At 66.9% G+C, this 25,319-nt stretch carries 20 protein-coding genes, 1 tRNA gene and 1 pseudogene; 9 read left to right on the forward strand and 13 right to left on the reverse strand.

Annotated elements, in window-relative coordinates; all coding sequences use genetic code 11:
* Positions 1–19 precede the first annotated feature (19 nt).
* Genes ASF79_RS16790 through ASF79_RS16800 form a run of 3 tightly spaced genes read right to left on the reverse strand, consistent with a single transcriptional unit; the run spans position 20 to position 2,980 of the window.
* Complete coding sequence (locus ASF79_RS16790) at positions 20–898, reverse strand: ABC transporter permease (protein WP_055857378.1); 879 nt, start codon at positions 896–898, stop codon at positions 20–22.
* Positions 885–1,898 (reverse strand): ABC transporter ATP-binding protein, encoded by a 1,014-nt coding sequence (locus ASF79_RS16795; RefSeq protein WP_055857381.1) that lies wholly within the window; start codon positions 1,896–1,898, stop codon positions 885–887. Before ASF79_RS16795 ends, ASF79_RS16790 begins: the two co-directional genes overlap by 14 nt.
* Positions 1,895–2,980, reverse strand: coding sequence for a LolA family protein (locus ASF79_RS16800; RefSeq protein WP_055857384.1), 1,086 nt, complete (start codon positions 2,978–2,980; stop codon positions 1,895–1,897). Before ASF79_RS16800 ends, ASF79_RS16795 begins: the two co-directional genes overlap by 4 nt.
* Positions 2,981–3,154: 174 nt before the next feature.
* Here ASF79_RS16800 and ASF79_RS16805 point away from each other — a divergent pair.
* A tRNA-Pro gene (locus ASF79_RS16805) sits at positions 3,155–3,228 on the forward strand.
* 108 nt (positions 3,229–3,336) lie between these two features.
* The gene (locus tag ASF79_RS16810; RefSeq protein WP_055857389.1) at positions 3,337–4,470 is read left to right on the forward strand and encodes an FUSC family protein; all 1,134 of its coding nucleotides are present in this window, start codon (positions 3,337–3,339) and stop codon (positions 4,468–4,470) included.
* Positions 4,471–4,537: 67 nt separating this feature from the next.
* Here ASF79_RS16810 and ASF79_RS16815 read toward each other — a convergent pair whose 3' ends face one another.
* From ASF79_RS16815 to ASF79_RS16845, 7 genes and pseudogenes are all read right to left on the reverse strand, one after another.
* The gene (locus ASF79_RS16815) at positions 4,538–5,308 is read right to left on the reverse strand and encodes an MBL fold metallo-hydrolase (protein WP_055857391.1); all 771 of its coding nucleotides are present in this window, start codon (positions 5,306–5,308) and stop codon (positions 4,538–4,540) included.
* A gap of 90 nt (positions 5,309–5,398) precedes the next feature.
* Positions 5,399–6,427, reverse strand: coding sequence for an agmatine deiminase family protein (locus tag ASF79_RS16820; protein WP_082496021.1), 1,029 nt, complete (start codon positions 6,425–6,427; stop codon positions 5,399–5,401).
* 66 nt (positions 6,428–6,493) lie between these two features.
* Complete coding sequence (locus ASF79_RS16825) at positions 6,494–9,373, reverse strand: aminotransferase (RefSeq protein WP_055857396.1); 2,880 nt, start codon at positions 9,371–9,373, stop codon at positions 6,494–6,496.
* Positions 9,374–9,778: 405 nt separating this feature from the next.
* Positions 9,779–11,452, reverse strand: a pseudogene (locus tag ASF79_RS16830) (amidase); the annotation flags it as partial.
* Between the two features lie 142 nt (positions 11,453–11,594).
* Complete coding sequence (locus tag ASF79_RS16835) at positions 11,595–12,230, reverse strand: TetR/AcrR family transcriptional regulator (protein ID WP_326942886.1); 636 nt, start codon at positions 12,228–12,230, stop codon at positions 11,595–11,597.
* A gap of 15 nt (positions 12,231–12,245) precedes the next feature.
* Positions 12,246–13,175, reverse strand: a complete 930-nt coding sequence (locus ASF79_RS16840) for a Ppx/GppA phosphatase family protein (RefSeq protein WP_055857405.1) — start codon at positions 13,173–13,175, stop codon at positions 12,246–12,248.
* A gap of 10 nt (positions 13,176–13,185) precedes the next feature.
* Positions 13,186–13,656: a DoxX family protein gene (locus tag ASF79_RS16845; RefSeq protein WP_055857408.1), complete on the reverse strand. Its 471-nt coding sequence runs from the start codon at positions 13,654–13,656 to the stop codon at positions 13,186–13,188.
* A gap of 149 nt (positions 13,657–13,805) precedes the next feature.
* On the opposite strand from ASF79_RS16845, the gene ASF79_RS16850 reads away from it, so the two are divergent.
* The gene (locus tag ASF79_RS16850; RefSeq protein WP_055857411.1) at positions 13,806–14,369 is read left to right on the forward strand and encodes a PadR family transcriptional regulator; all 564 of its coding nucleotides are present in this window, start codon (positions 13,806–13,808) and stop codon (positions 14,367–14,369) included.
* Positions 14,370–14,374: 5 nt separating this feature from the next.
* Positions 14,375–16,096: an ABC1 kinase family protein gene (locus tag ASF79_RS16855; RefSeq protein ID WP_055857415.1), complete on the forward strand. Its 1,722-nt coding sequence runs from the start codon at positions 14,375–14,377 to the stop codon at positions 16,094–16,096.
* Between the two features lie 10 nt (positions 16,097–16,106).
* On the opposite strand, the gene ASF79_RS16860 is transcribed toward ASF79_RS16855, so the two are convergent.
* Complete coding sequence (locus ASF79_RS16860; RefSeq protein ID WP_055781772.1) at positions 16,107–17,114, reverse strand: LacI family DNA-binding transcriptional regulator; 1,008 nt, start codon at positions 17,112–17,114, stop codon at positions 16,107–16,109.
* 223 nt (positions 17,115–17,337) lie between these two features.
* Between ASF79_RS16860 and ASF79_RS16865 the strand changes: the two genes are divergently transcribed.
* Genes ASF79_RS16865 through ASF79_RS16880 form a run of 4 tightly spaced genes read left to right on the forward strand, consistent with a single transcriptional unit; the run spans position 17,338 to position 22,837 of the window.
* On the forward strand, positions 17,338–18,621 hold the full coding sequence (locus ASF79_RS16865; RefSeq protein WP_055781767.1) for an extracellular solute-binding protein: 1,284 nt from the start codon (positions 17,338–17,340) through the stop codon (positions 18,619–18,621).
* Between the two features lie 10 nt (positions 18,622–18,631).
* Entirely contained in the window at positions 18,632–19,648 is a 1,017-nt protein-coding gene (locus ASF79_RS16870) for a carbohydrate ABC transporter permease (RefSeq protein WP_082466328.1), read from the forward strand.
* Positions 19,648–20,523: a carbohydrate ABC transporter permease gene (locus ASF79_RS16875; protein ID WP_055781765.1), complete on the forward strand. Its 876-nt coding sequence runs from the start codon at positions 19,648–19,650 to the stop codon at positions 20,521–20,523. The genes ASF79_RS16870 and ASF79_RS16875 overlap by 1 nt, the downstream gene beginning before the upstream one ends.
* A gap of 4 nt (positions 20,524–20,527) precedes the next feature.
* Positions 20,528–22,837, forward strand: coding sequence for a glycoside hydrolase family 3 N-terminal domain-containing protein (locus ASF79_RS16880; RefSeq protein ID WP_055857419.1), 2,310 nt, complete (start codon positions 20,528–20,530; stop codon positions 22,835–22,837).
* Positions 22,838–22,846: 9 nt separating this feature from the next.
* Here the strand turns inward: ASF79_RS16880 and ASF79_RS16885 are convergent, their stop codons facing one another.
* On the reverse strand, positions 22,847–23,443 hold the full coding sequence (locus ASF79_RS16885; protein ID WP_156351900.1) for a GIY-YIG nuclease family protein: 597 nt from the start codon (positions 23,441–23,443) through the stop codon (positions 22,847–22,849).
* Positions 23,444–23,535: 92 nt separating this feature from the next.
* Here ASF79_RS16885 and ASF79_RS16890 point away from each other — a divergent pair, with 92 nt between their 5' ends.
* A complete protein-coding gene (locus ASF79_RS16890) occupies positions 23,536–24,105 on the forward strand; it encodes an ECF transporter S component (protein WP_055857421.1) in 570 nt (189 codons plus the stop codon).
* A gap of 140 nt (positions 24,106–24,245) precedes the next feature.
* On the opposite strand, the gene ASF79_RS16895 is transcribed toward ASF79_RS16890, so the two are convergent.
* Complete coding sequence (locus ASF79_RS16895; protein WP_055857424.1) at positions 24,246–25,289, reverse strand: NAD(P)-dependent alcohol dehydrogenase; 1,044 nt, start codon at positions 25,287–25,289, stop codon at positions 24,246–24,248.
* Positions 25,290–25,319 lie beyond the last annotated feature (30 nt).

Raw genomic sequence — 25,319 nt, forward strand, 5'->3', positions numbered from 1 at the left:
TCATCAGCTGAAACGCGAGCTAAGACAGGATGTCTTTACTCGAGAATCGCCCGTAGGCGAGCGCTCCGAAGACGACGACGTAGCCGAGCTGCAGCAGCGCGTTCTGACCGAACGACGACCACTCGATGGGTTGACGCAGCATGTCGGCGAAGTTCAGCCAGTAGTGACTGAAGAGCCACGGATGCAGCCACGCGGTCTGGGAGAGCGAGTCCAGTACCTGGGCCACGATCGAGAGCACGACCGTGGCGGCCATCGCTCCCACTGGCGCGTCGGTGAGAGTCGAGATGAACAGGCCGATCGCCGAGAGCCCCAGCAGCGACACCGTCGCGTAGAGGGCGATGAGCAGCGAGCGCACGAGGGAGTCGCCGATGCTCACGGTATCTCCCGACAACAGCGTCACCGGTCCGACGGGGAAGAGCGCGATTCCGATGAGAATGCCCGCTACAGCCAGAGTGAGCGTCGCCGCAAGACAGAAGACGGCGGCCGCCAGATACTTCACCACGAGCAGCCGGATGCGCCCGACGGGCGACACCAGCAGATAACGCAGCGTCGCCGTGTTGGCCTCGCCCGCGATCGAGTCGCCCGACACCACACCGACCGTCAGGGGCAGAAAGAGCGGGATGGCGATGGTGAGCCCGGCGATTCCGACGAAGAGGCCGTTCTGCGTGATGCTGTCGATGAAGGCCGGTCCGCGGCCGCTCGATCCCGACGACGAGAGACGCACCGCGACGGCGATGAGAACGGGAACAGCAGCGAGCGCGAGCAGCATCGCCCACGTGCGTCGGCGGCGAAACAGCACGGCCAGCTCGGAGGCGAGAAAGCCCAGGCCGAGGCCGCGGCGGGCTCGGCGCTCTGCGACGCCTCGTCGGGCGGCTACCGCACCGTTACTGGACGACATCGAATCCCTCCCCGGTCAGCGCCACGAAGAGGTCTTCGAGGGACGCGTGATCGACGCTGAAGCCGCGCACGCGCACCTGCGCGGCGACCAGCGCGGCGACGATGTCCTCCGGTGCGACGGCCTCGGGCAGCGTGGCAGAGACGACGGTGCCTGGCAACGCTGTCGAAGCGGGGCCGACGGTCGATCCGCCGACCGGGCCCGGCGCATCCGGATGCCCGGTGTCGAGGCCCAGCGCGAGCAGGACTCGGGCGGCGGCCTCGGCATCGGGCGTGGTGAGGCTCACGCGGGTCGTGCCGGCCGAGCGCAGCTCATCAAGCGTTCCCTGCGCCATCAGTCGGCCCGCACGCATGACCGCGGCATGGGTGCACATCTGCTCGATCTCGGCCAGCAGGTGGCTCGACACGAAGACCGTCGTTCCCTCGTCGGCGAGCGACCGGATGAGACTGCGCACCTCGCGGGTGCCCTGCGGGTCGAGCCCATTGGTCGGTTCGTCGAGCACGATCAGATCGCGCGGGGCGAGGAGTGCGTTGGCGATTCCCAAGCGCTGCTTCATACCGAGCGAATACGCCTTCACCTTCTTGTCGGCGGCGTGGGTCAATCCGACCCTCTCGAGCGCCCGAGCGACGCGATCGGAGCGCGTTCGACTCGGGGCGAAGCCGTCTGCGGAATCCAGACGACGCAGATTGGCCGCACCGGAGAGAAACGGGTAGAAGCCCGGACCTTCGATCAGGGCACCGACCTGAGGCAGCACTGCTCCCAATCGCTGCGGCATGCGCTCGCCCAGCAGAGAGATGTCACCGGCGCTGGCCTGGGCCAGACCGAGCAGCATGCGGATCGTCGTGGTCTTGCCCGAGCCGTTCGGACCGAGAAAGCCGAAGACCGACCCGCGCGGAACCGACAGCGCCAGGTCGTCGACCACCGTCTGACGCCCGAACCGCTTGGTCAGCGCTGTGGTCTCGATCGCGAGCTCAGACGGGTTCGCGATGGCACCGGAGGTCACTGCGCGGCTGCAGCCAGGAGGCTGTCGACCGGTACTGCGCCTGCGAGAACGCGGCCGTCATCGGTGATGAGCACGGTGAGCAGCGTGGTCTGCAGCACGCGACCGCCCTCGACCGGAGTCAGCAGCTGGGACAGCATCGGCGAGTCGCTCGGCGCGGGGGCACCGGCTGTCGAGGGCAGTTCGACGATGGTGTCCCATCCCGTTCCCGTGACGGTCGGCTCCGGGCGCGACCCGGCATCCGGTGTGGCGCCATCGTGTGCGGCCGCCTCATCGCGGTTCGGGAGCGTCTTCTCTGTGACATCGGTGCCGGCCGGGGGAGTGAAATCGAACAGGTCGGCAGAGGGAGTATCGAGCGAGAGCGAGCTGAAAGCGACGTGGAATGCCGGGTCGGACGAGCCCTGCGCGAAGACGTCGACGCTGAGCGGAAGCCCGGTGTCGGCATCGACGGCGATGTCGACGCGCGAGACGAGAGTCGCGGAGCTGTCGGGGGTGAGGATCAGGTCGTAGGCGGCGCGACCGGCGACTTTCACCGGATCTCCGATCGAGACATCGGTGCTCGGGTCGACCGCGTCGAGGAATCTCGTGGCGAGTTCTGCGGGGGTGAGCTCTTCTGAGGGCGTCTCGGGCGACGTGGATGTGTCGGCCGGCAGAGTGGAATGCGCGGCCGAGGCGTCACTCGAGTCGTAGAGCCAGAGATCGTCGCCATTGCGGATCGCGTCGCGCTCGGCCATGTCGTCGAGGATCTGCACCCGGCTCTTGGTGGGGCCGTCGACGTAGACACGCAGCGTGTGCGAGGCGGTGAGCAACTCGAGTGCTGAGGAGATTTCGTTGTCGTCGGATGCTCCAGACGAGCCGGCACCGCCGAGCCCGGATGCGTCGGGCAGGCCGAGGTTCGACGACTGCTCGATCGTGCCCGAGAACGTCTCCACCGTGCTCGAGGCGGCGAGCTCGAGAACCTGCTGCGGCGTCTTGTCCGCCGGATCGGCGGACGCACTGCTGGCGAAGACTCCGCCCAGGACGACGGCGCCCACCACGACGGGAGCTGCTGCTGCGGGGATCCAACGGTGCCAGGTGCGAGGCATGGCGTGCCACCTTTCAGGTGAAGCGAGCGTCGGAGTCGAACACCACGGCGCGTTCTCTTCACGGTACGCCGAAAGTCCGTGAATTGCGTCCGATTCCTCGGACGGGGGGCTGTGTTCGCGGGAGGGTGAAAGTCAGGCTAATATGGACAAGTTGTCTTCGCGGGCAACAAGCCACGGGCTGTGGCGCAGCTTGGTAGCGCACTTGACTGGGGGTCAAGGGGTCGCAGGTTCAAATCCTGTCAGCCCGACAGATAAGCCCTGATGAGAAGCAATGCTTGTCAGGGCTTTCGTCGTCTGCGGACTGCGCGTTGCCTGCGCTTCGCGTGCCGAACCTGTGCTGGAAGGAGTCGACCATCATGACCGACACCGCGCCGAACGGCCGATGGCGCACCTGGGCGTCCGCCATCCGCACGGCGACCCGCCAGGCAGCCGCGCCTGCGCGACTTCTTCTCGTGGCCAAGACGGCCTTAGCGGTGGGCATCGCCTGGCTGGTGGCGCCCCACATGCCCGGTGTCGTCAATGACTATCCCTACTACGCCCCGCTCGGCGCGCTGATCAGCATGTACCCGACGCTGATGGGGTCGGTGCGCTCGGGGCTGCAGACCATCCTCGGTCTGGCCGCCGGCATCGGGCTCGCGACGCTCGTCATTCTGACGGTAGGCCCGACCTGGTGGAGCATCCCCGCCGTGGTCGGGGTCGCCGTGCTGTTCTCCGGAACCGGATGGTTCGGCGCGGGGCGCGAGTACGTTCCCATGGCCGCCCTGTTCGTTCTGATCATCGGGGGGCAGAAGGCAGACGACTACTCGCTCGGCTACCTGGTGCAGACGGCGGTGGGGGTGACGATCGGCCTTCTGGTCAACGTGCTGATCGCTCCCGCACCGCTCACCGCTCAGGCCTCTGCGCGCGTCGACGCGTTTCGCGCTCAGCTCTCCTCGCATCTGCGTGACATCGGCGACGCCGTATCGGCGTCCTGGCCGCCCGAGCGAGACGGCTGGGCCGGCGACGCGGCTTCCCTAGCAGGCACGACCCGGGAGATCCGTGTCGCCCTGATGGAGGCGGACGACAGCCGTCGCGGCAACCCGCGAGCGCTGCTTCGTCGCGCCGATCCGAGAGACGTCTGGGCCGAGATGGATGCTCTGGACACGATCGCGCATCACATCCGCGACATCTCGGTCACCATCGCCGACACGATCTGGGACGGCCCGGCAGCCCTCGACCTGGACCCCGCTCTTCCGCAACCGCTGACGGCGGCCTGCCGCGCGGTAGCCGATGCGCTCCCCGTCGGCGCGGACGACAGCAGCCAGGCGCATCGCCTGCGGGCCGAGGCCGCCCGAGCGGTGCGGCACCTGCTCGAGACGGTCGACGACCGCACTCTGCAGCAGGGCCGATCCATGGGGCCGGGTGTGCTCACCGCGATGCATCTGCGCCGCATTCTGATGCTCGCCCGACCGGAGCCAGCAACTCCGGAGTCGACACCGTCCGACTCGTGAGGCCAAGCGCCTTCTCGTCTGAATCCGGTCGTCTCTGTTCGGACCTCGCGACACCCCGTCCGCCACGCTAGGCGCGATGCGGGCGTTCCAGGTAGGTGCTCAGGATGCGGCGCAAGACGTACTCGTCGAACGACGAGCCGTGTCCGGGGCGGACGGTGTCGACATCCAGTTCAGAGAGCAGTTCCATAGATTGTCGGTACGCGGTCACGTCTGACTCGTGCAGGCTATCGAGGAGCTGGTCGTCGTACACCACGTCGCCCGAGAACAACTCGCCGTGCACGCGGTCGAAGAGTGCCAGGCTGCCGGGGGTATGCCCGGGCAGGTGCAACACCTCGTACTGCCGGTCGCCGAGGTCGACGATCTGGCCGCCGAGGAGTGGAGCCGCCGCTATATGACCGACATCATGACGGGCCGGGTCCCAATCGTTGCGAGGTGATGCTGTGACGAAGAGACCATCCGGGATCCCCGGATCTGCATCGATTCCCAGTTCTCGAGCGAAGGTGGGGGCGTGCAGGGAGCTGACGGCCGCAGGGATATCGCCGGGGTGAGCTCGGACGTCTTCGAACTCGGCGGCGCCGCCGGCATGGTCGAGGTGGCCGTGGGTGAGAACGACGATCGGCTCGCGCCACGGGCGTGCTTGCGTCAGCGCGACCGTGCGAAGAGCTTGCTTCAGGGAGGCGGCGCCGAGGCCGGTATCGACGACGAGATCGCGATCGCGTCCTTGACGCCACCAGATGTTGCCGCGCACGAATTCGTGTGCGTACGGTTCGTCGATCTGAACAAGTCCCGGCGCCACGTCGCGCATGCGGAACCAGTCCGAGACGATGGGCAAAGTCATAGGGGCTGGCATGAATGCAGTTCTCCGGTGGTCATGTGGTCCTGATCTCTCCGGCACCCGTGCCGGATTCGAGGGTGATTAACGAGTGATTCAGCGGATCGAAGACACTGCGGGCTGCTGCTGAGTGATGCAGTGGATGCCTCCACCGCGGGCGAAGAGCTCGCGGGCGTCGACAGTGACGACCGTGCGACCGGGGTAGGCGTCGGAGAGGATGCCGCGAGCGCGGGCGTCCGCCTGTTCCTCGCCGAAGCCGCAGGCGATGACACCTCCGTTGACGACGAGGTGGTTGACGTAACTCCAATCGACGAAGTCGACATCGTCGCGGAGCGTCGTGGGCGCGGGAAGGTCGGTGATCTCGACGGAGCGGCCCAGACTCGCGAACGCCCGCTCGAGTTCGCCGCGCAGCAGATCGCTCACCTCGGCGTCAGGGTGTGCGGGGTCCTGTTGGGCGTGCAGCAGGACCCGGTCGGGCGACGCGAAGGTCGCCACGATATCGACGTGGCCATTGGTGCCCAGCTCGTCGTAGTCACGGGTGAGCCCCCGAGACAGCCAGATGGCCTGCGTCGAGCCGATCGTGCGATTCATCTCCGCCTCTACCCGCGCCCTGTCGGCGTACGGGTTGCGTCGAGGGTCGAGTTGAACGGTGTCGGTCAGGAGAACTGTGCCGGAGCCGTCGACGTGCAGGCCTCCACCCTCGGCGACCAGCATCGAGCTGAGAATCTCGGCGCCGACGTGCTCGCCGACGATCCGCGCGATCTGAGCCGACTTCGTCCACTCGGCCCATTCGGGCGCGCCCCAACCGTTGAAGATCCAGTCGACCGCGCCGAGTACCCCGGGCCGCTCGTCGTCGAGAACGAACGTCGGGCCCATGTCGCGCATCCAGAACTCGTCGAGCGGGGCCTCGACGATCTCGATCGACGAGTCGAGCATGCGACGCGCTCGAGCGATCTCGGTCGGATCGACGACCATCGACACGGGTTCGAAGGGGAGGATGGCGTGCGCGACCGCGGTCCAGGCGGCGTAGCCAGCCTCCCGCTCGGATGCTTCCGAGCCGAGGGTGAAGCCCTCACGGGGGAAGGCCATCCAGGTGCGCGTGTGTTCGGCTGTCTCAGAGGGCATGCGCCACATGTCGGGCTCCTTTTCGGGGTGTTCGTTAGGGGAGAGGAAGGGGAATGAGGTGGAGCGTCACCATCCTGTTGCGAGCACCCGGGCGAGCTGGTCGGCGAAGTAGTCGACCGACTCGCGGGTGATGCACAGGGGAGGCTTGATCTTCAGGACGTTCTGGTGATCGCCCGTGGGCTGCATGATGACGCCGAGATGGAGCAGACGATCGCAGATCGCGGCGGTCTCCTCTGTCGCGGGCTCGAGAGTGTCGCGATCCCTCACGAATTCGAGACCGAGATACAGGCCCGAGCCGTGCACGGTGCCGATGATGTCGTGCTCCGCGCCGAGGGCCTCGAGTCGGCTCTTGAGATGCGCGCCGACCGTTCGAGCGTTCTCCTGCAGGTTCTCGTCCTCGATGACATCGAGCACGGCCATGCCGATGACGGCCGATACCGGCGAGCCTCCTGTCGACGAGAAGAAGTACCCCTGCGTGCGGTAGCGGTCGGCGATCTCGCGACGGGTGATCACGGCCCCGATCGGCTGCCCCGCTCCGATCGATTTCGCTACGGCGACGACGTCGGGCACCACCCCCTGCTGTTGGAAACCCCAGAACCACTCACCGAGCCGACCGAACCCCACCTGTACCTCGTCGGCGATGGTGATTCCCCCGTGCCTGCGGATCGCCGCGTAGACCTCGGCGAGATAGCCATCGGGCAGCGCGACGCCGCCCGCGTTGCCGAAGTACGGTTCGCCGATGAATCCGGCTGGCGGTTTTCCCCCTGCGGCGAGGTCGTCGATCACCCGAACGGCCTCGGAGGCGTAGCCGGACGCGTCGGCGCCGCGCAGTGCGCCGCGGTACGAATTCGCGGCCGCAACGGTATGCACCCACTCGGGGCGGGTCGAGAGGGCGGCCGGGTTGTCGGCGATGGATGTCGACACGGCGTCGCTCGCGAACGTCCAGCCGTGATAGGCCTCGCGCATCGCGACCATGTCGGAACGCCCCGTCGTGGCCATGGCGAGCCTGATCGCGAGATCCGCGGCCTCGGAGCCGGAGTTGACGAAGAACACGGTATCGAGCTCGTCGGGCAGCGTTGCGGCGAGACGCTCGGCATAGTCGGCGATCGCGCGGTAGTTGAATCGAGAATTGGTGTTGACCAACCGCAGCTGCCGGGTAGCGGCCTCGACGACGCGCGGATGGGCGTGCCCGACGGACGCGACGTTGTTGACCATGTCGAGATACACCCGACCGTCGACGCCGATGAGGTATTCTCGCCACCCTCGTTCGATCTGCGGTGGTGCCGAGTAGTAGTGCTCCTGCACCTCGGCCAGCACGGCTTCCCGGCGCGCGAGGACGTCGTCGTGCGACGGCGATTCGGCGACCGGTAGTCCGAGTGCGGGGGCGGGATCGCCCAGCACCGCTCGCCATGCCGCCGCGAGGTCGGCGGAGACGGCGTGCGGCGCATCCGGTGTCTCTCGGCGCCCACGCTGAGCGAAGAGTCGGGTTCGCGGGGGCAGCACGCCGACCGTCGTGTCTACCCCGGAACCGGAGATCGTGAGCGTCTCGTCGCCGACGGTCAGCGCGATCACACCGGGGCGGACGACCGAGATCTCGACCGATCCGATAATCGGCGTCTCTGACGAGAGCCAGAGAGTCGTTCCGGTGGGGACGGTGTCGGGTGCCGACGGCGTGCGAGTCGGAGCCCCGGCGAGTACGGCGTTCCACGCCGACAAATACACGGCCTCGGCTCCGGAGTCGAGGAGAGCCATCGCTTCGTCGTCGATGCTGCTCGCCCTCAACCAGGCGCCGTCGTCGTTCACCGGCGAGACGGTGCCGCCGTCGAGTGCAACGGCTCGATCGAACGAGCGGAGGACGGGGGCAGTGCTCCACGATCGAACCGGACTGGCGCCGAGCCGGAGGGCGTCGCGAATGGCACCGGCCATGACCTCCGAGGGCACGGATGCCGCGACCTTCAAGACGCGGAACTCGCGGTCGAGCGCGGCGTCGGCATAACTGTTCGCCTCGTCGAGTCGCACCTGCTGGCGACCGCTCAGTACGAGAACGGCGCCGCGCAAGATGACGAGTGGCCAGAGCGCCGTGATCTCGTCGTCGTCGAGCGGGCGCAGAGCGTGGAACGCCCGAACCGCGGGCAGGGCGGAGGCGGGAGTCGCTCCGTCGTGATGCAGCAACGACGAGACGGTGATGGCGATCTCACCGACGCGCCACGAGGCTGACACGTCACCGAAATCGATCACCGCGTCGGGCAGTCGCTCGCCCTCGGGGCGCAGCACGTTGTCGTCGGTGATGTCGAAGTGGCCCGCCTGCACCGGAAGCCCGTCGCGCACCTCGTCGAGCGCATACTGCGCCCGCCGCGCCGCGTGCTGCACGAACCTTCTCACGGATGCGTCGGGTTCGAGTAGCAGGAGGGTCTCGATGACGCGTCCTGCGTATCGGAGGTCCCATTGCAGCACTCGACTCGTCGCGACATGCTCGAATGTCTCGAGCGCGCGACTCACCCGGGCCGAGAGCTCGCCCATGCGCTCGACCACGTCGGGTGTCAGGTAGTCCGAACCCATGAGCGTGCTGCCGGCGATGTTCTCGATCACTCTGGCGTGGAAGCGTCCCTGCGAGGTGTCCCACCAGCCGGACATCGGGCCGAGGGGTCCCGTGACGATGCGGGGGATGCGCAGCGTCGGGTCGTGGTCGGCCACCACCTCGGCGGCGCGATCCTGCATGTCGATTTCGGTCTCGCTGAACGCGGGGTTGCTGATCTTGAGAACCCCCAGCGCTCGGCCGGATTCGGGGGAGAGCAGGCGGAAGTTCTGATCCTGCTGGCTGCCGAGCGATCGGGCGTCGGCGTCGATGCCGAAGTGGGCGGAGACGAGCCCCAGCACTTCGTCGACCTCGAGGGTGGGCGTCGGCAGTTCGACCTGCGCGAAGTAGTCGAAGATCGTGCTCGACATGGGTGCTCCTTGAGTGGTGATGAGAACGGCGGTGCCAGAGTCAATGCTCGGGCGTCAGAGCGGCGCGGCGGCGGTCGTCGCGATCGCCCCGGCGACCGACCCGTCGGCGCTGCGCACGACGACCGTCACGAGGGGGCCGTAAGGCGGTCTCCATTCGCTGTGGGGCTGACCGTACGTGTCCGCATCCACCCGCCGACTGCCGACGATGCGATCGCCCTGTCTCGTCGCGGTGATCGAACGACCGTCGACGAACGCAGCGCACAGGTCCGCCGCCCCATCGGTGATGGTCGCCACGAACCGGACAGTGGCATCGTCGTCGTGTCTCTCGATGTCGACCGAGTCGATGCGTACCGCGAGCGCGCTCGCGGAGGGCGCGACGTGGCTGGAGAACAGGGCCTCGTCGTCGAGAGCGGGTGTTCTCGGCGGGGTGACCCGGCGCCGTCGGACATTCTCGATGGCAGACGCCAGCTGAAGGATCCGGGGATCGGTATGAGCCGAGCCGGCCACCGTGACGCCGACCGGCATGCCGGTGTCTGTCATGAGGCCGAGCGGAACGGTCACGGTCGGGATGCCGAGGTGGCGGGGCACGAGATTGCCATTCGACACCCACACGCCGTTGCGCCAAGCGATGTCGGCGGAGGCCTCGGTGAGGTCCGCGTCGGCAGGGCCGACGTCGGAGGCGGTCGGAAAGATCACCGCGTCGAACATCTCGTTCGTCAGCCACTCCTCGACGTCGACCTGCCTGGTCTTCTCGAGCCCCCGCAGTCCCGCCTCGAGAGTCTCGATCTCCGTCCAGGGGGCGACGCCCTCGTGCGCGTCTGCGACGACATCCGACATGTCGTAGGCGATGTCGAAGTCGAAGACGCCGTAGCGGTCGGGGAGTGCCCCGCGGGGGTGGGGGAAGACGAGCGAGGCATCCGCATCGGCGAGCCGGTCGAGCGCCGGATCGCCGTTCTGGCGCAGGAAGTCGTCGAGTGCCCAGGCCGACAGCCTTCCGAGTTCGTCGCGCAGAAACTCTTCGCTCACCCACCCTCGATCGACGAAATCGCGGTCGCCCTCGTGAAGCTTCTCGTAGTTGTCGACTGCCGGGAACGATGTCTCGACGACCTCGGCGCCCGCCTCCTCGAGATCGTCGCACAGCTGCGCCCACAGGTCCATGATCGACTCACGTGTCTCGATCGGGTATCTGCTGTCGGGGTCGGCATTGACGTAGATTCGCGGAACCGCGAGGCGAACGCCGGCGAGGGGGAGATCGGGAAGGGCCACGAACGACACCGGTCGTATGTCCGACGGCCGCGGCAGGGTGATCCAGGGTTGGATGCGCCACAGGTCGCCGTCCGAGCGGGGATCATCGGCGACGACAGCGTCGAGGACGTGCTTCAGGTCGTCGATCGATCGTGTGTGCGGTACGACCACATCCATCGTGGGAACGAGGGGCCAGTTGCCCCGAACCGAGATGACTCCGCGCGACGGGGTGTAGGCCACGAGCGAGTTGTTCGACGCGGGCGCGCGACCGGACGACCAGGTCTCCTCGCCGAGTCCGAACGCCGCGAAGCTCGCCGCCGTCGCCGTGCCGGACCCGTTGGACGAGCCGGATCCGAAGGCCGACGTCAGATACTCGGCGTTATACGGCGACTCGGCGCGTCCGTAGACACCGCGCTGCATGCCGCCCGCTGCCATCGGCGGCATGTTGGTGAAGCCGAGGAAGATCGCCCCAGCCTCACGGAGACGTGCGACCGCGAAGGCGTCGTCGTGAGCGATCAGCTCGGCGAAGGCCGGCGAACCGGAGGCGACGGGCAGACCCTTGACCCGATAGCTGTCCTTCGCGGTGAACGGGATTCCGTCGAGAGGCCCGCGGGTGGTGCCGAGCGCGCGTCGGACGTCGGACTCCCGGGCCTCGTCGAATACCGCGGGGTTGATGATCGGAACGGAGTTGAGCCGGATGCCCGACCGGTCGTAGAACGCGATGCGATTGAGATATCGAGCCACGAGCTCGACGCTCGTGACCTCGCCCGACCTCATCGCGGCGTGCAGCCGGTCGATGTCCGCTTCGACGACCGTGAAGTCCCGCGATTCCATGTTTCTCGCTTTCAGGGGAGACCTGTCAGGGGAGACCTGTCGGTGCTACGCCGGTGGCGCGACACCTAAAACATACACTGTTTGTTTTAGCTGCGCCGGAGACGGGTTCGACGGCAGGTGGCGTCGTGGTCTCGCGCAGTGTTCAGCGGCGCTGGTGATGCTCCGGCCTCGCCGACGAGACGAGCATGCTGAGTCCCAGTTCGAACGCGCGGGAGGCGACCGGATCCTCCGGATCCTCGTGCTCCAACGAGGAGAATGCCGCCGCGAAGCGCGGAAACCGCTCTTCCTGGCCGGTGGGATCGAAGACGACCTTCGGCCCGGACATGTCGAGGACGCTGCCCAGGATGAAGGACTCGAAGGCGGTCAGGAGTGGCAGCACGTCCGCGCTCGTCCACCCGACGGACTCTGCGGCGAGGGCGAAGTCCTCGTATTCGGCGAGAAGGACCGGTGCCGAAGCCCGTGTCGTCATCAGGAGTGGAATGGCGCGGGGGTGGCCGGCGAATGCCGAGCGATACGAGCGCGCCCACGCTCGGAGGCCGTCCTCCCATACCAGTTCGCGAAGGGGCCCCGAGTCGATGTTGGCCGAGACCATCGCTCGAACATCTTCGATGATGGCTGCCCGGTTGGGAACATGGTTGTAGAGAGAGGTCGGATTGACGCCGAGCTTCGCGGCGATTCGGCGCACACTCGCCCCGTCTGAGCCCTCTCGGTCGATGAGACCGAGGGCGGTACAAGTGATCAGTTCCCGGTTGAGCAGGGGGTGAGGAGGGCGAACGATGGCGGGCCTCCTTCTTCAGTCGTCGAGGGCATCGATGTAGCGGAGCACGATTCCCTCGCGCAGGGCCCACGGTGAGATCGTCATGGTCTGAACGTCGAAGACCTTCATCGCGGTGCGAAGCACGACGGCCCCGGCGAGGATCTGATATCCCCGCTCTGGGGTGATGCCGGGCAGATGCTCTCTCGTCGATCCGGTCATCGCCCTCAGTGTCGGCTCCCATTCGCGAAGGCCCGCGTAGTGCAGCTGCGCCAGGTCTCCGGTGACGGGATCGGACGGACCGCCCACCAAACGAGCGAGCGAGCGGATGGTCTTCGAGGTGCCGACGACCCGCTTTGGTCGAGGGCGGTCTGCGAAGAGCTCGTCACGCAGCTGCGTCAACTCGGCGCGGGCGTGCGCTCGCAGACGCGAGATGTCCGAGCGCTGCGGCGGGTCCTCCGCGAGAAACCCGACGGTCGTTCGTCCCGCGCCGAGGGGGAGCGAGGCTTGCACATCGGGGTACTCGTCCGCGCCCTGGGCGATCTCGAAGGAGCCGCCACCGATGTCGAACAGCAGGATCTCGCCCGCCGACCAGCCGAGCCACCGTCGCACGGCGAGCATGGTGATCCTCGCCTCGTCTTCTCCCGACAGCACGACCAATTCGACGCCGGTCTCGTGCGCGATCCGGCGCAGTACGTCATCACCGTTTGTGGCCTCACGGATCGCGCTCGTGGCGGTCGAGATGAGATCGTCGACCCCGATCGCGCGGGCGGTGTCCGCCGATTCCTTCACCGCGGCCACGATGCGCAGGACGCCCTCCTCGGCGATGGCACCATCGGCATCCAGGTAGCGCATGAGACGCAGCGTCGAGCGTTGGGAGTGGTAGGGCACCGGGCTCGCGCCGGGGTGGGCATCCACGATCAGAAGATGAACAGTGTTGGATCCCACATCGATGACGCCAAGTCGCATGACGCGGAGTCTATTGGGTGTTCTGCTGTGCCGGACGACGCCGGCGCCGGGCGCGCCACGCCTGCCATGCCCCGCTCGACCACAGGGCCCAGATCACCAGCACCGGTTGGAAGAGCAATCGGATGGACCGGGCCAGGTCTGTGTTCAGGCCGAAGGAGTCGGTGTGCGTCACGAGCTGGGAGATGTTGCCCGGGAAGATGGCGACGAAGAACGCGGCCACGATCCAGCCCACCTGAACGCGATAGCGGCCCAGAACGACGAGCGAGAGACCGAGCACGATCTCGACGATGCCGGATGCCACGACCACGACATCGCCGTCGATTGGCAGCCATGTGGGCACCTGCGCCAGGAAGGCCTCACGATTGACGGTCAGATGACTGATGCCGGCAAGCAGGAGGAACAGGCCGAGTGCGACGCGGAACACCGTTCGCAGGAGGGAGGTTCGAGCGGGGCGCGGGGGAGTCGTGGCAGGGGTAGTCATGGAACAGCTTTCGAAAGAGTGGAGAATCGCGGTGAGCGACCTCTCAAGACTCTCATCGATCCCTGATCGCCGATCGAGCACTCCCCGGCAGATCACAGCTTCGACGATATATCGTTGAGTATCGTTCGCGATCAATCCAGGAGGTCATCATGGGCAACTCATTCCCCGCAGGCGGATTCAACTTCGGCAATCTCGGCTCGCACACCGACGGTATGTGGCAGGCGATGGAGCAGCTCCGCGCCTCGTTCGACAAGAAGGCCGGTGCGGGAACCCGGATGGGCAAGGGCGACGTGCGCGCGGCGGTGCTCGCGCTGCTCGCCGAGCAGCCCATGCACGGGTATCAGATCATCCGCGAGATCGAAGAACGTTCGGGCGGCAGCTGGAAGCCGAGTGCCGGCAGTGTCTACCCGACCCTGCAGCTCCTGGCCGACGAAGGTCTAGTGAGCGCGGAGGAGTCGAACGGTCGCAAGACCTACGCTCTCACCGACACGGGTCGGCAGGTCGTCGACGCAGACGGCACGTCGACGCCGTGGGCGTCGACCGACACGAAGGAAGACGCCCCCGCGTTCGGCGCCCTTCCCAAGGCCGGAATCGAACTCGCGCAGGCCGCCGCACAGGTGGGTCGCACCGGAACACCGGAGCAGGTGCAGCAGGCCGTGGCCGTTCTCGAAGACGCTCGTCGACGTCTGTACTCGATCCTCGCGCAGGACTGACCGGAGTGTCGTCACTCAGGCCGGCCCGGGCAGATTTTTCGTCCGGCGCCGGCAACACCCGCGCGCGCTATCGCCGCATCCTGCGTTTCTCGGCCTGGCACCTGGCGGTCACGTGGTGGTACGAGCTGTTCCTGCCGCGCATCGGGCTCCTGAAGGTCGCGGAACGCACGCGAACCAGGCGCATGCGCCGATTCGCTCGGAGCTTTCACGTGCTCGCCGTCGATCTCGGCGGGCTCATGATCAAGGTCGGCCAGTTCATGTCGTCGCGCCTCGACGTTCTCCCTCCGGAGATCACGAAAGAACTCGAGGGTCTGCAAGACGAGGTGCCCGCCGTGCCCTTCGCGGCCATCCGGGCGCTCGCGGAGGCCGAGCTGGGTGTGTCGCTCGACACGGCGTTCGCGCGAGTCGACGAGACGCCGGTCGCCGCAGCATCCCTCGGCCAGGCCCACCGTGCCCTTCTCGCACCGGCCGTGGCGGCGGACACGGGCCTCACGGCAGTGGTGCTCAAGGTGCAACGCCCCGGCATCGACGAGATCGTCGATGTCGACCTCGCCGCGCTGCGCAAGGTGGGCGGCTGGCTGAGTCACGTTCGACTGGTGTCGGATCGTGTCGACATGCCCTCGCTCGTCGAGGAATTCGCGGCCACGAGCCTTGAGGAGATCGACTACCTGCACGAGGCGGAGAGCTCCGAGAGATTCGCCGCCGACTTCGCCGGTGACGAGCGCGTCTCCGTTCCCGCGATCGTGTGGGAGCGCACCACGCGCCGCGTTCTGACGCTCGAAGACGTGACCGCGATCAAGATCACCGATGCGGCGACTCTGCACGCGGCGGGCATCGATCCCGCCGACGTCGCCCCGGTCTTCGCCGCGGTCATGTTCGACCAGATGTTCACGAACGGCTTCTTTCACGCAGATCCGCACCCCGGCAACATCTTCGTGACGCCGACCGGCCAGGTATCGGATGCGACGGGCAGGCCGGGCTTCAGGCTCACCTTCATCGACTTCGGCATGATGGGCGAAGTCCCCTCGAACACCCGCAGCGGGCTTCGCAAGCTGCTCATCGCCGCCGCGTCGCGCGACGGCAAGGGCCTGGTGGATGCGATCCGCGACGTGGGCGTGCTGCTCCCGTCGGCAGACACGAGGGAACTCGAGCGCGCCATGACGCAGCTGTTCGCTCGATTCGGCGGCATGGGATTCGCCGAGCTGCGCGAGGTCGACCCGCGGGAGTTCCGCGAGTTCGCAGATCAATTCGGACATGTCGTCAGATCACTGCCGTTCCAGCTGCCGGAGAACTTCCTCCTGATCATCCGCGCGATGTCGCTCACGTCGGGGGTCTGCAGTGCGCTCGACGCGTCGTTCAACCTCTGGGATTCCGTCGAGCCCTACGCGGCGCAGTTGATCCGTGACGAACGCGGCAACGTCGTGAGCGACCTGGGTCGACAGGCGCTCGACAGCGCAACCATCGCGTTGCGACTCCCGAAACGCATCGACGGCCTGGTGACTCGAATCGAGGACGGCTCCATCGCCGTCTCCAATCCGGGACTCGAGCGGCGGGTGATCCGGCTCGAGCACGCGGCGCGGAGGGTCGTCTCTGCCCTTCTGTTCGGGGCACTGCTCGTCGCGGGCGCGTTGGTGCGGTCGGACGACACGGTATTCGGCACGGTGCTGATGGTGATCTCGGCGATCCCGCTGCTGCACGCGCTGTTCTCCGGGCGCCGCGTCGGCTGATCGGCTTCGCTCAGGTGACCTGTGCGGGCGGCGCGGTCGTGGCACGGGCGACCAGTCGAGTGGGCAGCAGCACGTGGGTCGATGCGAGCGTCTCCCCATCCATCAGGCTGGTGAGCATGCGCGCCGCCGCCTGACCGATTCTCTGCATCGGCTGGCGAACGGTCGTGAGAGGCAGAGCCAGTCGGGATGCCTCGGGCACGTCGTCGAAGCCGACCACCGACAGGTCGCGGGGCACCTCGAGGCCCAGTGACTGCGCGACGTCGATGATCGCAATCGCCGAGAGGTCGTTGGCGGCGAAGACCGCGGTGGGCCGATTGCCTCGTGTCAGGAGATCCTGGGCCGCGCGACTCGCGGTGTCGGCCTCGTAGAACCCGACGCGCACGAGAGCTGGATCGAATGGGATGGATGCGGCGGCGAGAGCCTCGCGATAGCCCGTGTCACGCAGACGCGACGACTTGAGGTCGGGCCGACCTGATACGAAACCGATGCGTCGATGCCCGAGGCTGATCAGATAGGTGGTCGCCTCGAAAGCGCCACCTCGGCTGTCGGCTTCGACCGTCGGCAGATCGGCTCGACCGGTGTGTGGATCGACCGCGACGATCGGCACATCGGCGGCGACATTGACGATCGTCGGCGTCACGATGATGGCGCCGTCGATGAGGGTGCCGCTCAGGCGGCTGAGTGATCGCCGCTCCCACCCGTCACCTTCTCCGCGCCGTGATCCGCTGTAGGCGAGCAGGTCGTACCGCGAGTCGCGCAGGCCGGCGGCGACGCCCTTCAAGACCTCTGCGCTGAACGGTTCGAATCCGGCGACGAGCACTCCGATCACGCCCGTGCGACGCGAGCGCATGCTGCTCGCGACGAGGCTCGACTCGTATCCGAGAGCCGCCACCACCTCGAGAACCCGGTCTGTCGTGACCGCGGATACGCCGTACCTGCCGTTGACCGCCTTCGACACGGTGGCGACGGAAACACCCGCCGCCGCCGCGACGTCGTGGATCGTCGCCCTCGCCATCATGGGCCGAGCATAGTCGCCGCGAGGCGCGTGCGAAAATGATTTCGAAAACGTTTGACGGTCTACAAGGGCTCACGCACACTGATCACGCCCGACCAGACAGCGTTGCCTCGGATGACGATCATTCCGGGTACTCGGTGGGACGGCACGACGCACCACCCGTGCACCAGCCAAGCGCCCGCACTGCCGCGGACGCCCCTCAATGAAGAGAGCAGGTACGAATCACATGAGACTCACCAAATTCGTCGCTGGCTCGGCCGCCATTCTCCTGAGTGCGCTCGCGCTCAGCGGATGCAGCGCCGGATCGAGCGATTCGTCCGACGGAAAAGTCACGCTCACGATGTGGCACAACTCCACGACCGGAGACGGAAAGAAGTACTGGGCCGACACGGCCGCGGCGTTCGAGAAAGCGAACCCCAACGTCACGGTCAAGATCCAGTCGGTGCAGAACGAGGAGATGGACGGCAAGCTTCAGACCGCCCTCAACTCCGGCGACGCACCCGACGTCTTCATGGCTCGCGGTGGTGGCAAGCTCGCCGATGTGGTCAAGGCCGGCCAGGCCATGGACATCAGCTCCGGTCTCACCGACGCGACCAAGACGGCCGTCGGGAACAGCCTGTCGGCCTTCGAGGTCGACGGCAAGAACTACGGAGTACCCGTTGCGGTACTGCCCTCCGGCTTCTTCTACTCGTCGGATCTCTTCGCTCAGGCGGGGATCACCGAGACGCCGAAGTCGATCGCCGACCTCGAGGCCGCCGACGAGAAGCTCAAGGCCGCCGGCATCGACCCCATCGCGGTGGGTGCGAAGGACGCCTGGCCAGCAGCGCACTGGTACTACAACTTCGCGCTGCGAGCCTGCTCGCAGGACGTTCTCAACGACGCCGCGACGAGCCGCAACTTCGACGACGACTGCTGGTTGAAGGCGGGCGAGAACCTCCAGTCCTTCATCGACACGGAGCCCTTCAACAACGGCTTCCTCACGACCGCTGCCCAGCAGGGCGCTGGTTCCTCAGCCGGTCTGTTGGCCAACAAGCAGGCCAGCATGGAGCTGATGGGTGCATGGGATCCCGGAGTGATCGCGTCGCTCACCCCCGACCAGAAGCCTCTGGCCGACCTCAAGTGGTTCCCCTTCCCCTCGGTCGAGGGTGGCGACGGTGAGGCCGGAGCCATGATGGGCGGCGTCGACGGCTACAGCTGCTGGGTGAACGCTCCCAAGGAGTGCGTCGACTTCCTCAACTTCATGGCCGAGAAGAGCAATCAGGAGGCATACGCGACGGCCTTCCAGACTGTTCCCGCATCGACCGAAGCTCAGTCGACCGTCTCCGACCCTGCACTGAAGGACGTTCTGACGGCATACAACGACGCACCCTACGTGAGCGTCTGGCTCGACACCCTCTACGGACAGAACGTGGGCAACGCGCTCAACGTGGCCGTGGTCGACATGTTCGCCGGCAAGGGCGACGCACAAGGCATCGTCGACGCAGTGAACGCTGCGGCAGCGAAGTCGTAGGGAAGAACCGATGGCTGTCCTGCGCGAAGAAACGCACACACAAGACGCTGCGCGGGGCAGCCGTAGTCCTGCCGGGGGAGGCGCTCCAGCGCTGCCCCCGGTGGGGACACCCCCACGGGCACGATCCCGCTGGCCCAAGCGAGCAGAACTCCTTCTGCTCATCGGGCCCGCCCTGGTGGTCTTCGTGGCTTTCGTCATCCTGCCGGTGGTACTCGCCGCCTACTACGGATTCTTCAGCTGGTCGGGGTACGGAGCGGCGACCGACTTCGTCGGGCTGCGCAACTACGTCACGATTCTCACCGACCCGGCCTTCCTCGAGGCTCTCAGCCACAACGCGTTCATCGTCGTGATGTCGCTCGTGCTGCAGGGCCCCCTCGCCCTCGGCATCGCCCTTCTCCTCAACCGCAGACTCCGCTTCCAGTCGCTCATCCGAGTGCTGATCTTCGTGCCCTACGTCATCTCCGAGGTCGTGGTCGGTCTCGGCTGGAGCCTGATGCTCCAGTCCAACGGCGCACTGAACGGTCTTCTCGAGAAGGTCGGTCTCGGTGGCCTCGCCACCGACTGGCTGAGCGACCCGAGTGCGGCGATCTGGACTCTGCTGGTGATCATCACCTGGAAGTACGTCGGCTTCGCCGTGATCCTGTTCCTCGCCGGTCTGCAGGGCATTCCCGATGAGATCACCGAGGCCGCACGCATCGACGGTGCCAGCTACTGGCAGGTTCAGCGCTACATCGTTCTGCCGCTGATGGGACCGACGGTTCGCATCTGGGCGTTCCTGTCGATCATCGGCTCGCTCCAACTGTTCGACCTGGTCTGGATCGTCTGGGGCCAGTACGTCGCAGGCACGGCGGGCACGTCGACCATGGCGACATACATGGTGGCCAACGGTCGCAACGCCGGCAGCTACGGCTACGGCAACGCTGTCGCGGTCGTCATCTTCCTCATCTCACTCGTCGTCGCGCTGCTCTATCAGCGCTTCATCCTGCGCCGCGATTCAGCGGTCACCACTACCGGAGGCGCACACTGATGGCCATCGCAGCACCGGTCGCATCGCGACCTCGCCGTAACCGGCGCGTCTCGGAACAGACCAGGCGCTCGAGCCTCGTCTCCTACTTCGTGGCCCTCGTCCTCATCGGATTGATGCTGGCGCCCGTCGCGTACATCATCCTCGGCGGCTTCCGCACGAACTCCGAGATCACGGTCGATCCCTCCGGATTCCCTCAGGCCTGGGCGTGGTCGAACTTCGGCGATGTGCTCGCCAGCGGTTCCTTCTGGACTCAGGTTCTGAATTCGACGGTCGCCGCGGTCTGCACCACGGCGTTCGTCGTCGCCTTGGGGCTCATGGCTGCATACGGCCTGTCGCGCTACGCGTTCCGCGGTCGGGCAGTCGTCTATGCGCTCTTCACCGCCGGGCTGATGTTCCCCCTCACGGTCGCCATCACGCCGCTGTACATCCTGGTTCGCAACCTCGGCCTGACGAACTCGCTCGCCGGCGTCGTCATTCCCCAGATCGCGTTCGCGCTTCCGTTGACCATCATCGTGCTGGTTCCCTTCCTCGCGGCCATTCCGAACGAGCTTCAGGAGGCCGCCGCCATCGACGGGCTCGGCCGTCTCGGTTTCTTCTTCCGCATGGTTCTTCGGCTCTCGCTGCCCGGCGTCATCACTGTCGGAATCCTGGCGTTCATCGGCAGCTGGAATGCCTATCTCCTTCCCCTGTTCATCTTGAACGGCGAGGCGTCGTACACGCTGCCGCTCGGAACACAAGCCTTCGCATCGCAATACGCGGTCGACACGGCCAAGGTGCTCGCCTTCACCTCCCTGTCGATGATCCCGGCGCTCATCTTCTTCAGTCTGTTCGAGCGCCGCATCGTCGGCGGTCTCACCGGCGCGGTCAAGGGTTGAGGGCATGAGCGTAGAACACGTGGAGATCGCCATCGCGACTCCCGAGGCATCGAGCCGCGTGCTCGAGCTGCTCTCGCAGATGACCCTCGAAGAGAAGCTCGCGCAGTTGGTGGGGTTCTGGGTCGACCAGGGCGACGAGGTCGTCGCGCCGATGGCCGGCGAGATGGCGTCGTCGACGAGATACGAGGATGCGACGGTGCACGGGCTCGGGCATCTCACCCGGGTCTACGGCACGCGTCCGGTCGACCCGGTCGAGCGCGCCTCCTGGCTCTGGTCCGAGCAGCGTCGGCTGCAGACGGAGACCCGGCTCGGTATCCCCGCTCTCGTTCACGAGGAGTGTCTGACCGGACTCGCCGCCTGGAAGGCGGCGACCTTCCCGACGCCGCTGGCCTGGGGAGCGGCGTTCGACCCGCAGCTCGTCGAGCGTATGGGGTACGCGATCGGCCGCTCGATGCGCGAACTCGGTGTGCACCAGGGTCTCGCCCCCGTGCTCGATGTCATCCGGGACCCGCGCTGGGGACGGGTCGATGAGTGCATCGCCGAAGATCCGTACGTCGTCGGCACGATCGGCACGGCCTACGTGCGGGGCCTGCAAGACGCCGGCGTGCACGCGACCCTCAAGCACTTCGTGGGGTACTCGGCCTCGCAGGCGGGCCGGAACCACGCCCCGGTCCATGTGGGTCGACGCGAACTCGAAGACGTGCTGCTTCCGCCCTTCGAGATGGCGGTGCGCACAGCGGGTGTTCGCAGCGTGATGAACTCCTATGCCGAGATCGACGGAGTGCCCGTCGCGGCGACTGCCGAGTACCTGACGGGCATCCTGCACGACCGTTGGGGTTTCGACGGCGTCGTCGTCTCCGACTACTTCTCTGTCGCTTTCCTCGAGACGATGCACGCCGTGGCGACGGATCGCGGCCACGCCGCCCACCTCGCCCTCGAGGCCGGAATCGACGTCGAGTTGCCGGGGGGAGACGCATATCTCGAGCCCCTCGCGGAGCGCGTCCGAGACGGTCGCACGCCCGAATCTCTCGTCGATCGTGCCGTAGCCCGCGTGCTGGCGCAGAAAGAGCAACTCGGCCTGCTCGACGCGACCTTCGACTCGCCCCCCGCGTCCATCGATCTCGACGACGCCGAGCACCGGGAGATCGCCCGCGAGCTGGCGGAGAAGTCGATCGTGCTGCTGTCGAACGATTCGACGCTGCCTCTCGGCGCTCCAGCGAGCATCGCCCTGATCGGCCCGAACGCCGGCAGCGCAGAGGCGCTGATGGGCTGCTACTCGTTCGCCAACCACGTGCTCGCGCACCACCCGGGCGTTCCTCTCGGATTCGAGATTCCGACGGTCGCCGAAGAGATGCGTGCACGGTATCCGGATGCCCGCATCGCCCTCCACGAAGGCTGCGCGGTTGAAGGAGACGATCGCTCCGGTATCGCAGCCGCCGTCGAATCCGCTCGATCGAGCGATGTCGCCATCCTGGTCGTGGGCGACCGCGCCGGACTCTTCGGGAGGGGAACCGTCGGCGAGGGAAACGATGTGGAATCGCTCGAGCTGCCGGGTGTCCAGCGCGAGCTGGTCGAGGCGGTCATCGCGACGGGGACCCCCGTCATCGTCGTGGTCCTCTCGGGCAGACCATACGCGATCGGCTGGGCGCTCGACGGAGAGGGCGCCGCGGCCGCGGTCGTGCAGTCGTTCTTCCCCGGCGAGGAGGGAGGAAGGGCCCTCGTCTCGGTCCTTTCGGGCGACAGCGATCCGTCCGGCCACCTGCCGGTGTCGCTTCCGCGCTCGGCCGGAGCTCAGCCCTTCAGCTACCTGCATCCGCTTCTCGGCGGCCCGAACGAGGTGACCAGTTCAGACAGCACCCCCGTGCGCCCCTTCGGCTTCGGGCTGGGCTACACGACATTCGATCGCACAGAGCTGCGGGTCGAGGAGAGCGTTCCGACCGATGGCGTCATTCGAGCGAGCGTGCTCGTGCGCAATACCGGCCACCGGGCGGGCAGCGACCTGGTTCAGCTCTACGGGCACGATGTGGTCGCGAGCGTCACCCGCCCGGTCGCCCAGCTGCTCGGCTACGCGCGACTCGATCTCGAGCCCGGTGAGCAAGCGCGCGTTGTGTTCGAGGTTCCCTCCGCGCGGCTGGGCTTCAGCAACCGCGACTTCGTTCGAGTCGTCGAGCCCGGCGACGTGGAGTTGTGGGTGGGAGGATCGTGCGCCGAGAAGCAGGCCACAGCCACCGTGCGTCTGACCGGCGGCGACTACCTGTTCGGTTCGGATGCGCCGGCCGTCTCGGCAGTGACGATCGCCCGCGATCGGTCGTGAGTCGACGGGTCAGCCATGCGCCGCGAGGTGCTCGCTGACCCAGAGACTGTAGTCGTTCCATGGATCGTCGGCTCCGTGGCGGAGGCCGTCGATGTGCGCGAGCAGGTCGTCGTTGACGTCGAACCACTCGCCCACGCCGATGCGATGCTCGGCGAACTGCCGGTGGCGCCGCTGCTCGAGAACGCGCGTGCCGCGTTCGAACGCCAGAACCTCGTCGAAGCTCAGCTGGGCCAGTCGGGCGCGCGGATTCGCCGAGGTGCCGATCTTGATGCGATCGCCAGCCCGCAGGTAGTACACGACATCGAGGCGAGTGGATGCGACGACCCCGTCGGGCAGTTCGCCCACCTTCCACTCGCACACGCCGCACAGCCAGCCCGACGGGTAGCGTACGCCGAGCCGGGAGCCGCACGCCATGCAGGGCGAGGGGAGCACATCGGTGACGCCGACATCTCGGGCGACCCAGTCGTAGGCCGCGAGGTGATGGCGCAGGCACAAGCTCAACTCGGCGTGCGGAGGAACGGCGGCTCCGCACGTGCCGTGCGAGTCGATCGCGCTGCACGACAGGGGGATCGGCGAGGAAGCCTGTGGTCGGGATGCCGCATTCATGGCCACACGGTATCGCGTACCGGCGACATCCCGGCTAAGTTAGGGTTGCCTAAGTCGAGCGTCGACTCGGCACGATCGGAGAAGACGACACGATGAAACGAGCCTCGACCGCGTACCTGCTCACCTGCGCCGTCCTCGGTGTGGCGGGCGGACTGCTTCTCGCGCCCGCCAACTGGCTGTCGACGGCGCTCTACGCCTCGGTGCCGTTCTTCTCCGTCGCCATCGCCGGCCTCTGGCTGCTGCCGGCCGTCATCGCTTTGAGGTTGATCCAACGTCCGGGTGCCGGCCTTCTTGTGGGCGTCATCTCCGGGCTCGTACTCGCCCCGTTCTCGGGCTACGGCTTTGCGACCGTCGCGACGAACGTCTGGTGGGCGTTCTTCGCCGAGGTCGGCTTCCTCCTCGTGGGCTATCGGTTCTGGACGATCTGGCAGCACTACGCGGGTGCCGTCGTCGTCGGAGTGGCGTATCCGATCCTCGCGCGCCAGTCGTTCAACCTCGAGGCCTATCCGTTCGGTGTGCAGGCCGCCTTCTTCGCCTTGACCCTCGCCAGCTGCCTCGCCGGTACGGCGATGGGCATCGGAATAGCGTCGGCCCTTCGCCGCGCGGGTGTCGGAGCCGCTGCGCGCCGGCGACCGGGCCCGGTCGCGGCCGAAGCCGCTTAGCGGATGGGATCAGGTCGCTCGTCGACGAGGTCCCTCACGACGTGACCGAGAAGCTCGTGGCCGTGGCAGAACAAATGCCCGACCCCCCTCCCGATCGCGCGGAGGGGTGTCGGGCATTCGTCAGTCGCCGGTGGCGTCGATCAGGCCAGCGTCGACACGTCGATCACGAAGCGGTAGCGCACGTCTGAGGCCAGGACCCGCTCGTACGCCTCGTTGATGTCGTCGGCGCCGACGAGTTCCGTCTCGGGTGCGATGTCGTGCTCCGCGCAGAAGTCGAGCATCTCCTGGGTCTCGCGGATGCTGCCGATGCCGGAGCCGGCGAACGAGCGGCGGTTGCCGAACAGGCTGAAGACCTGAACCGGCAGGGGCTCGGGCGGGGCTCCCACGCTCACCAGCGTTCCGTCGAGACGGAGCAGCGAGAGGTAGGCGTTGATGTCGATTTTCGCGCTGACCGAGTTGACGATGAGGTCGAAGGTGTTCTTGAGCTTGTCGAAGGTCTCGGGATCGCTCGTGGCGTAGTAGTGGTCGGCGCCGAGGCGCAGGCCGTCCTCCTGCTTGCTGAGGCTCTGAGACAGCACCGTGACCTCCGCGCCCATGGCATGGGCGATCTTCACGGCCATGTGGCCGAGTCCGCCCATGCCGACGACGGCTACCCGCGATCCGGGCCCGACCTTCCAATGAGCGAGGGGAGAGTACGTGGTGACACCGGCGCACAACAGCGGCGCGGCCTTCTCGAACGGAATGGCCTCCGGCACGCGCAGCACGAAGTCCTCGACGACCACGATGTGGGTCGAGTAGCCGCCTTGGGTGATCGAGCCGTCGCGGTCGACGGAGGCGTAGGTGCCGGTGTTCCCGTTGAGGCAGTACTGCTCCTCGCCGGCGAGGCAGTTCTCGCATTCGCGGCACGAGTTGACCATGCAGCCCACGCCGACGCGGTCGCCGACCTTGTGCAGAGTGACCTCTGAGCCGACCTCGGTGACGGTTCCGACGATCTCGTGACCGACAACCTGCGGATACGTGATGTCACCCCACTCGCCGCGGACGGTGTGGATGTCGGAGTGGCAGATGCCGGAGTAGGCGATCTCGATCAAGACGTCTTTCGCGCCGACGTCTCGGCGCTCGATGGTGGTTCGGGACAGGGGTTCGCTGGCGGAGGTCGCGGCGAACGCATTCACTGTAGGCATACTTGATTATCTCCCGCCGTTCCCGTGCTC

It is taken from the genome of Agreia sp. Leaf335 (assembly GCF_001423605.1).
GTDB lineage: Bacteria > Actinomycetota > Actinomycetes > Actinomycetales > Microbacteriaceae > Agreia.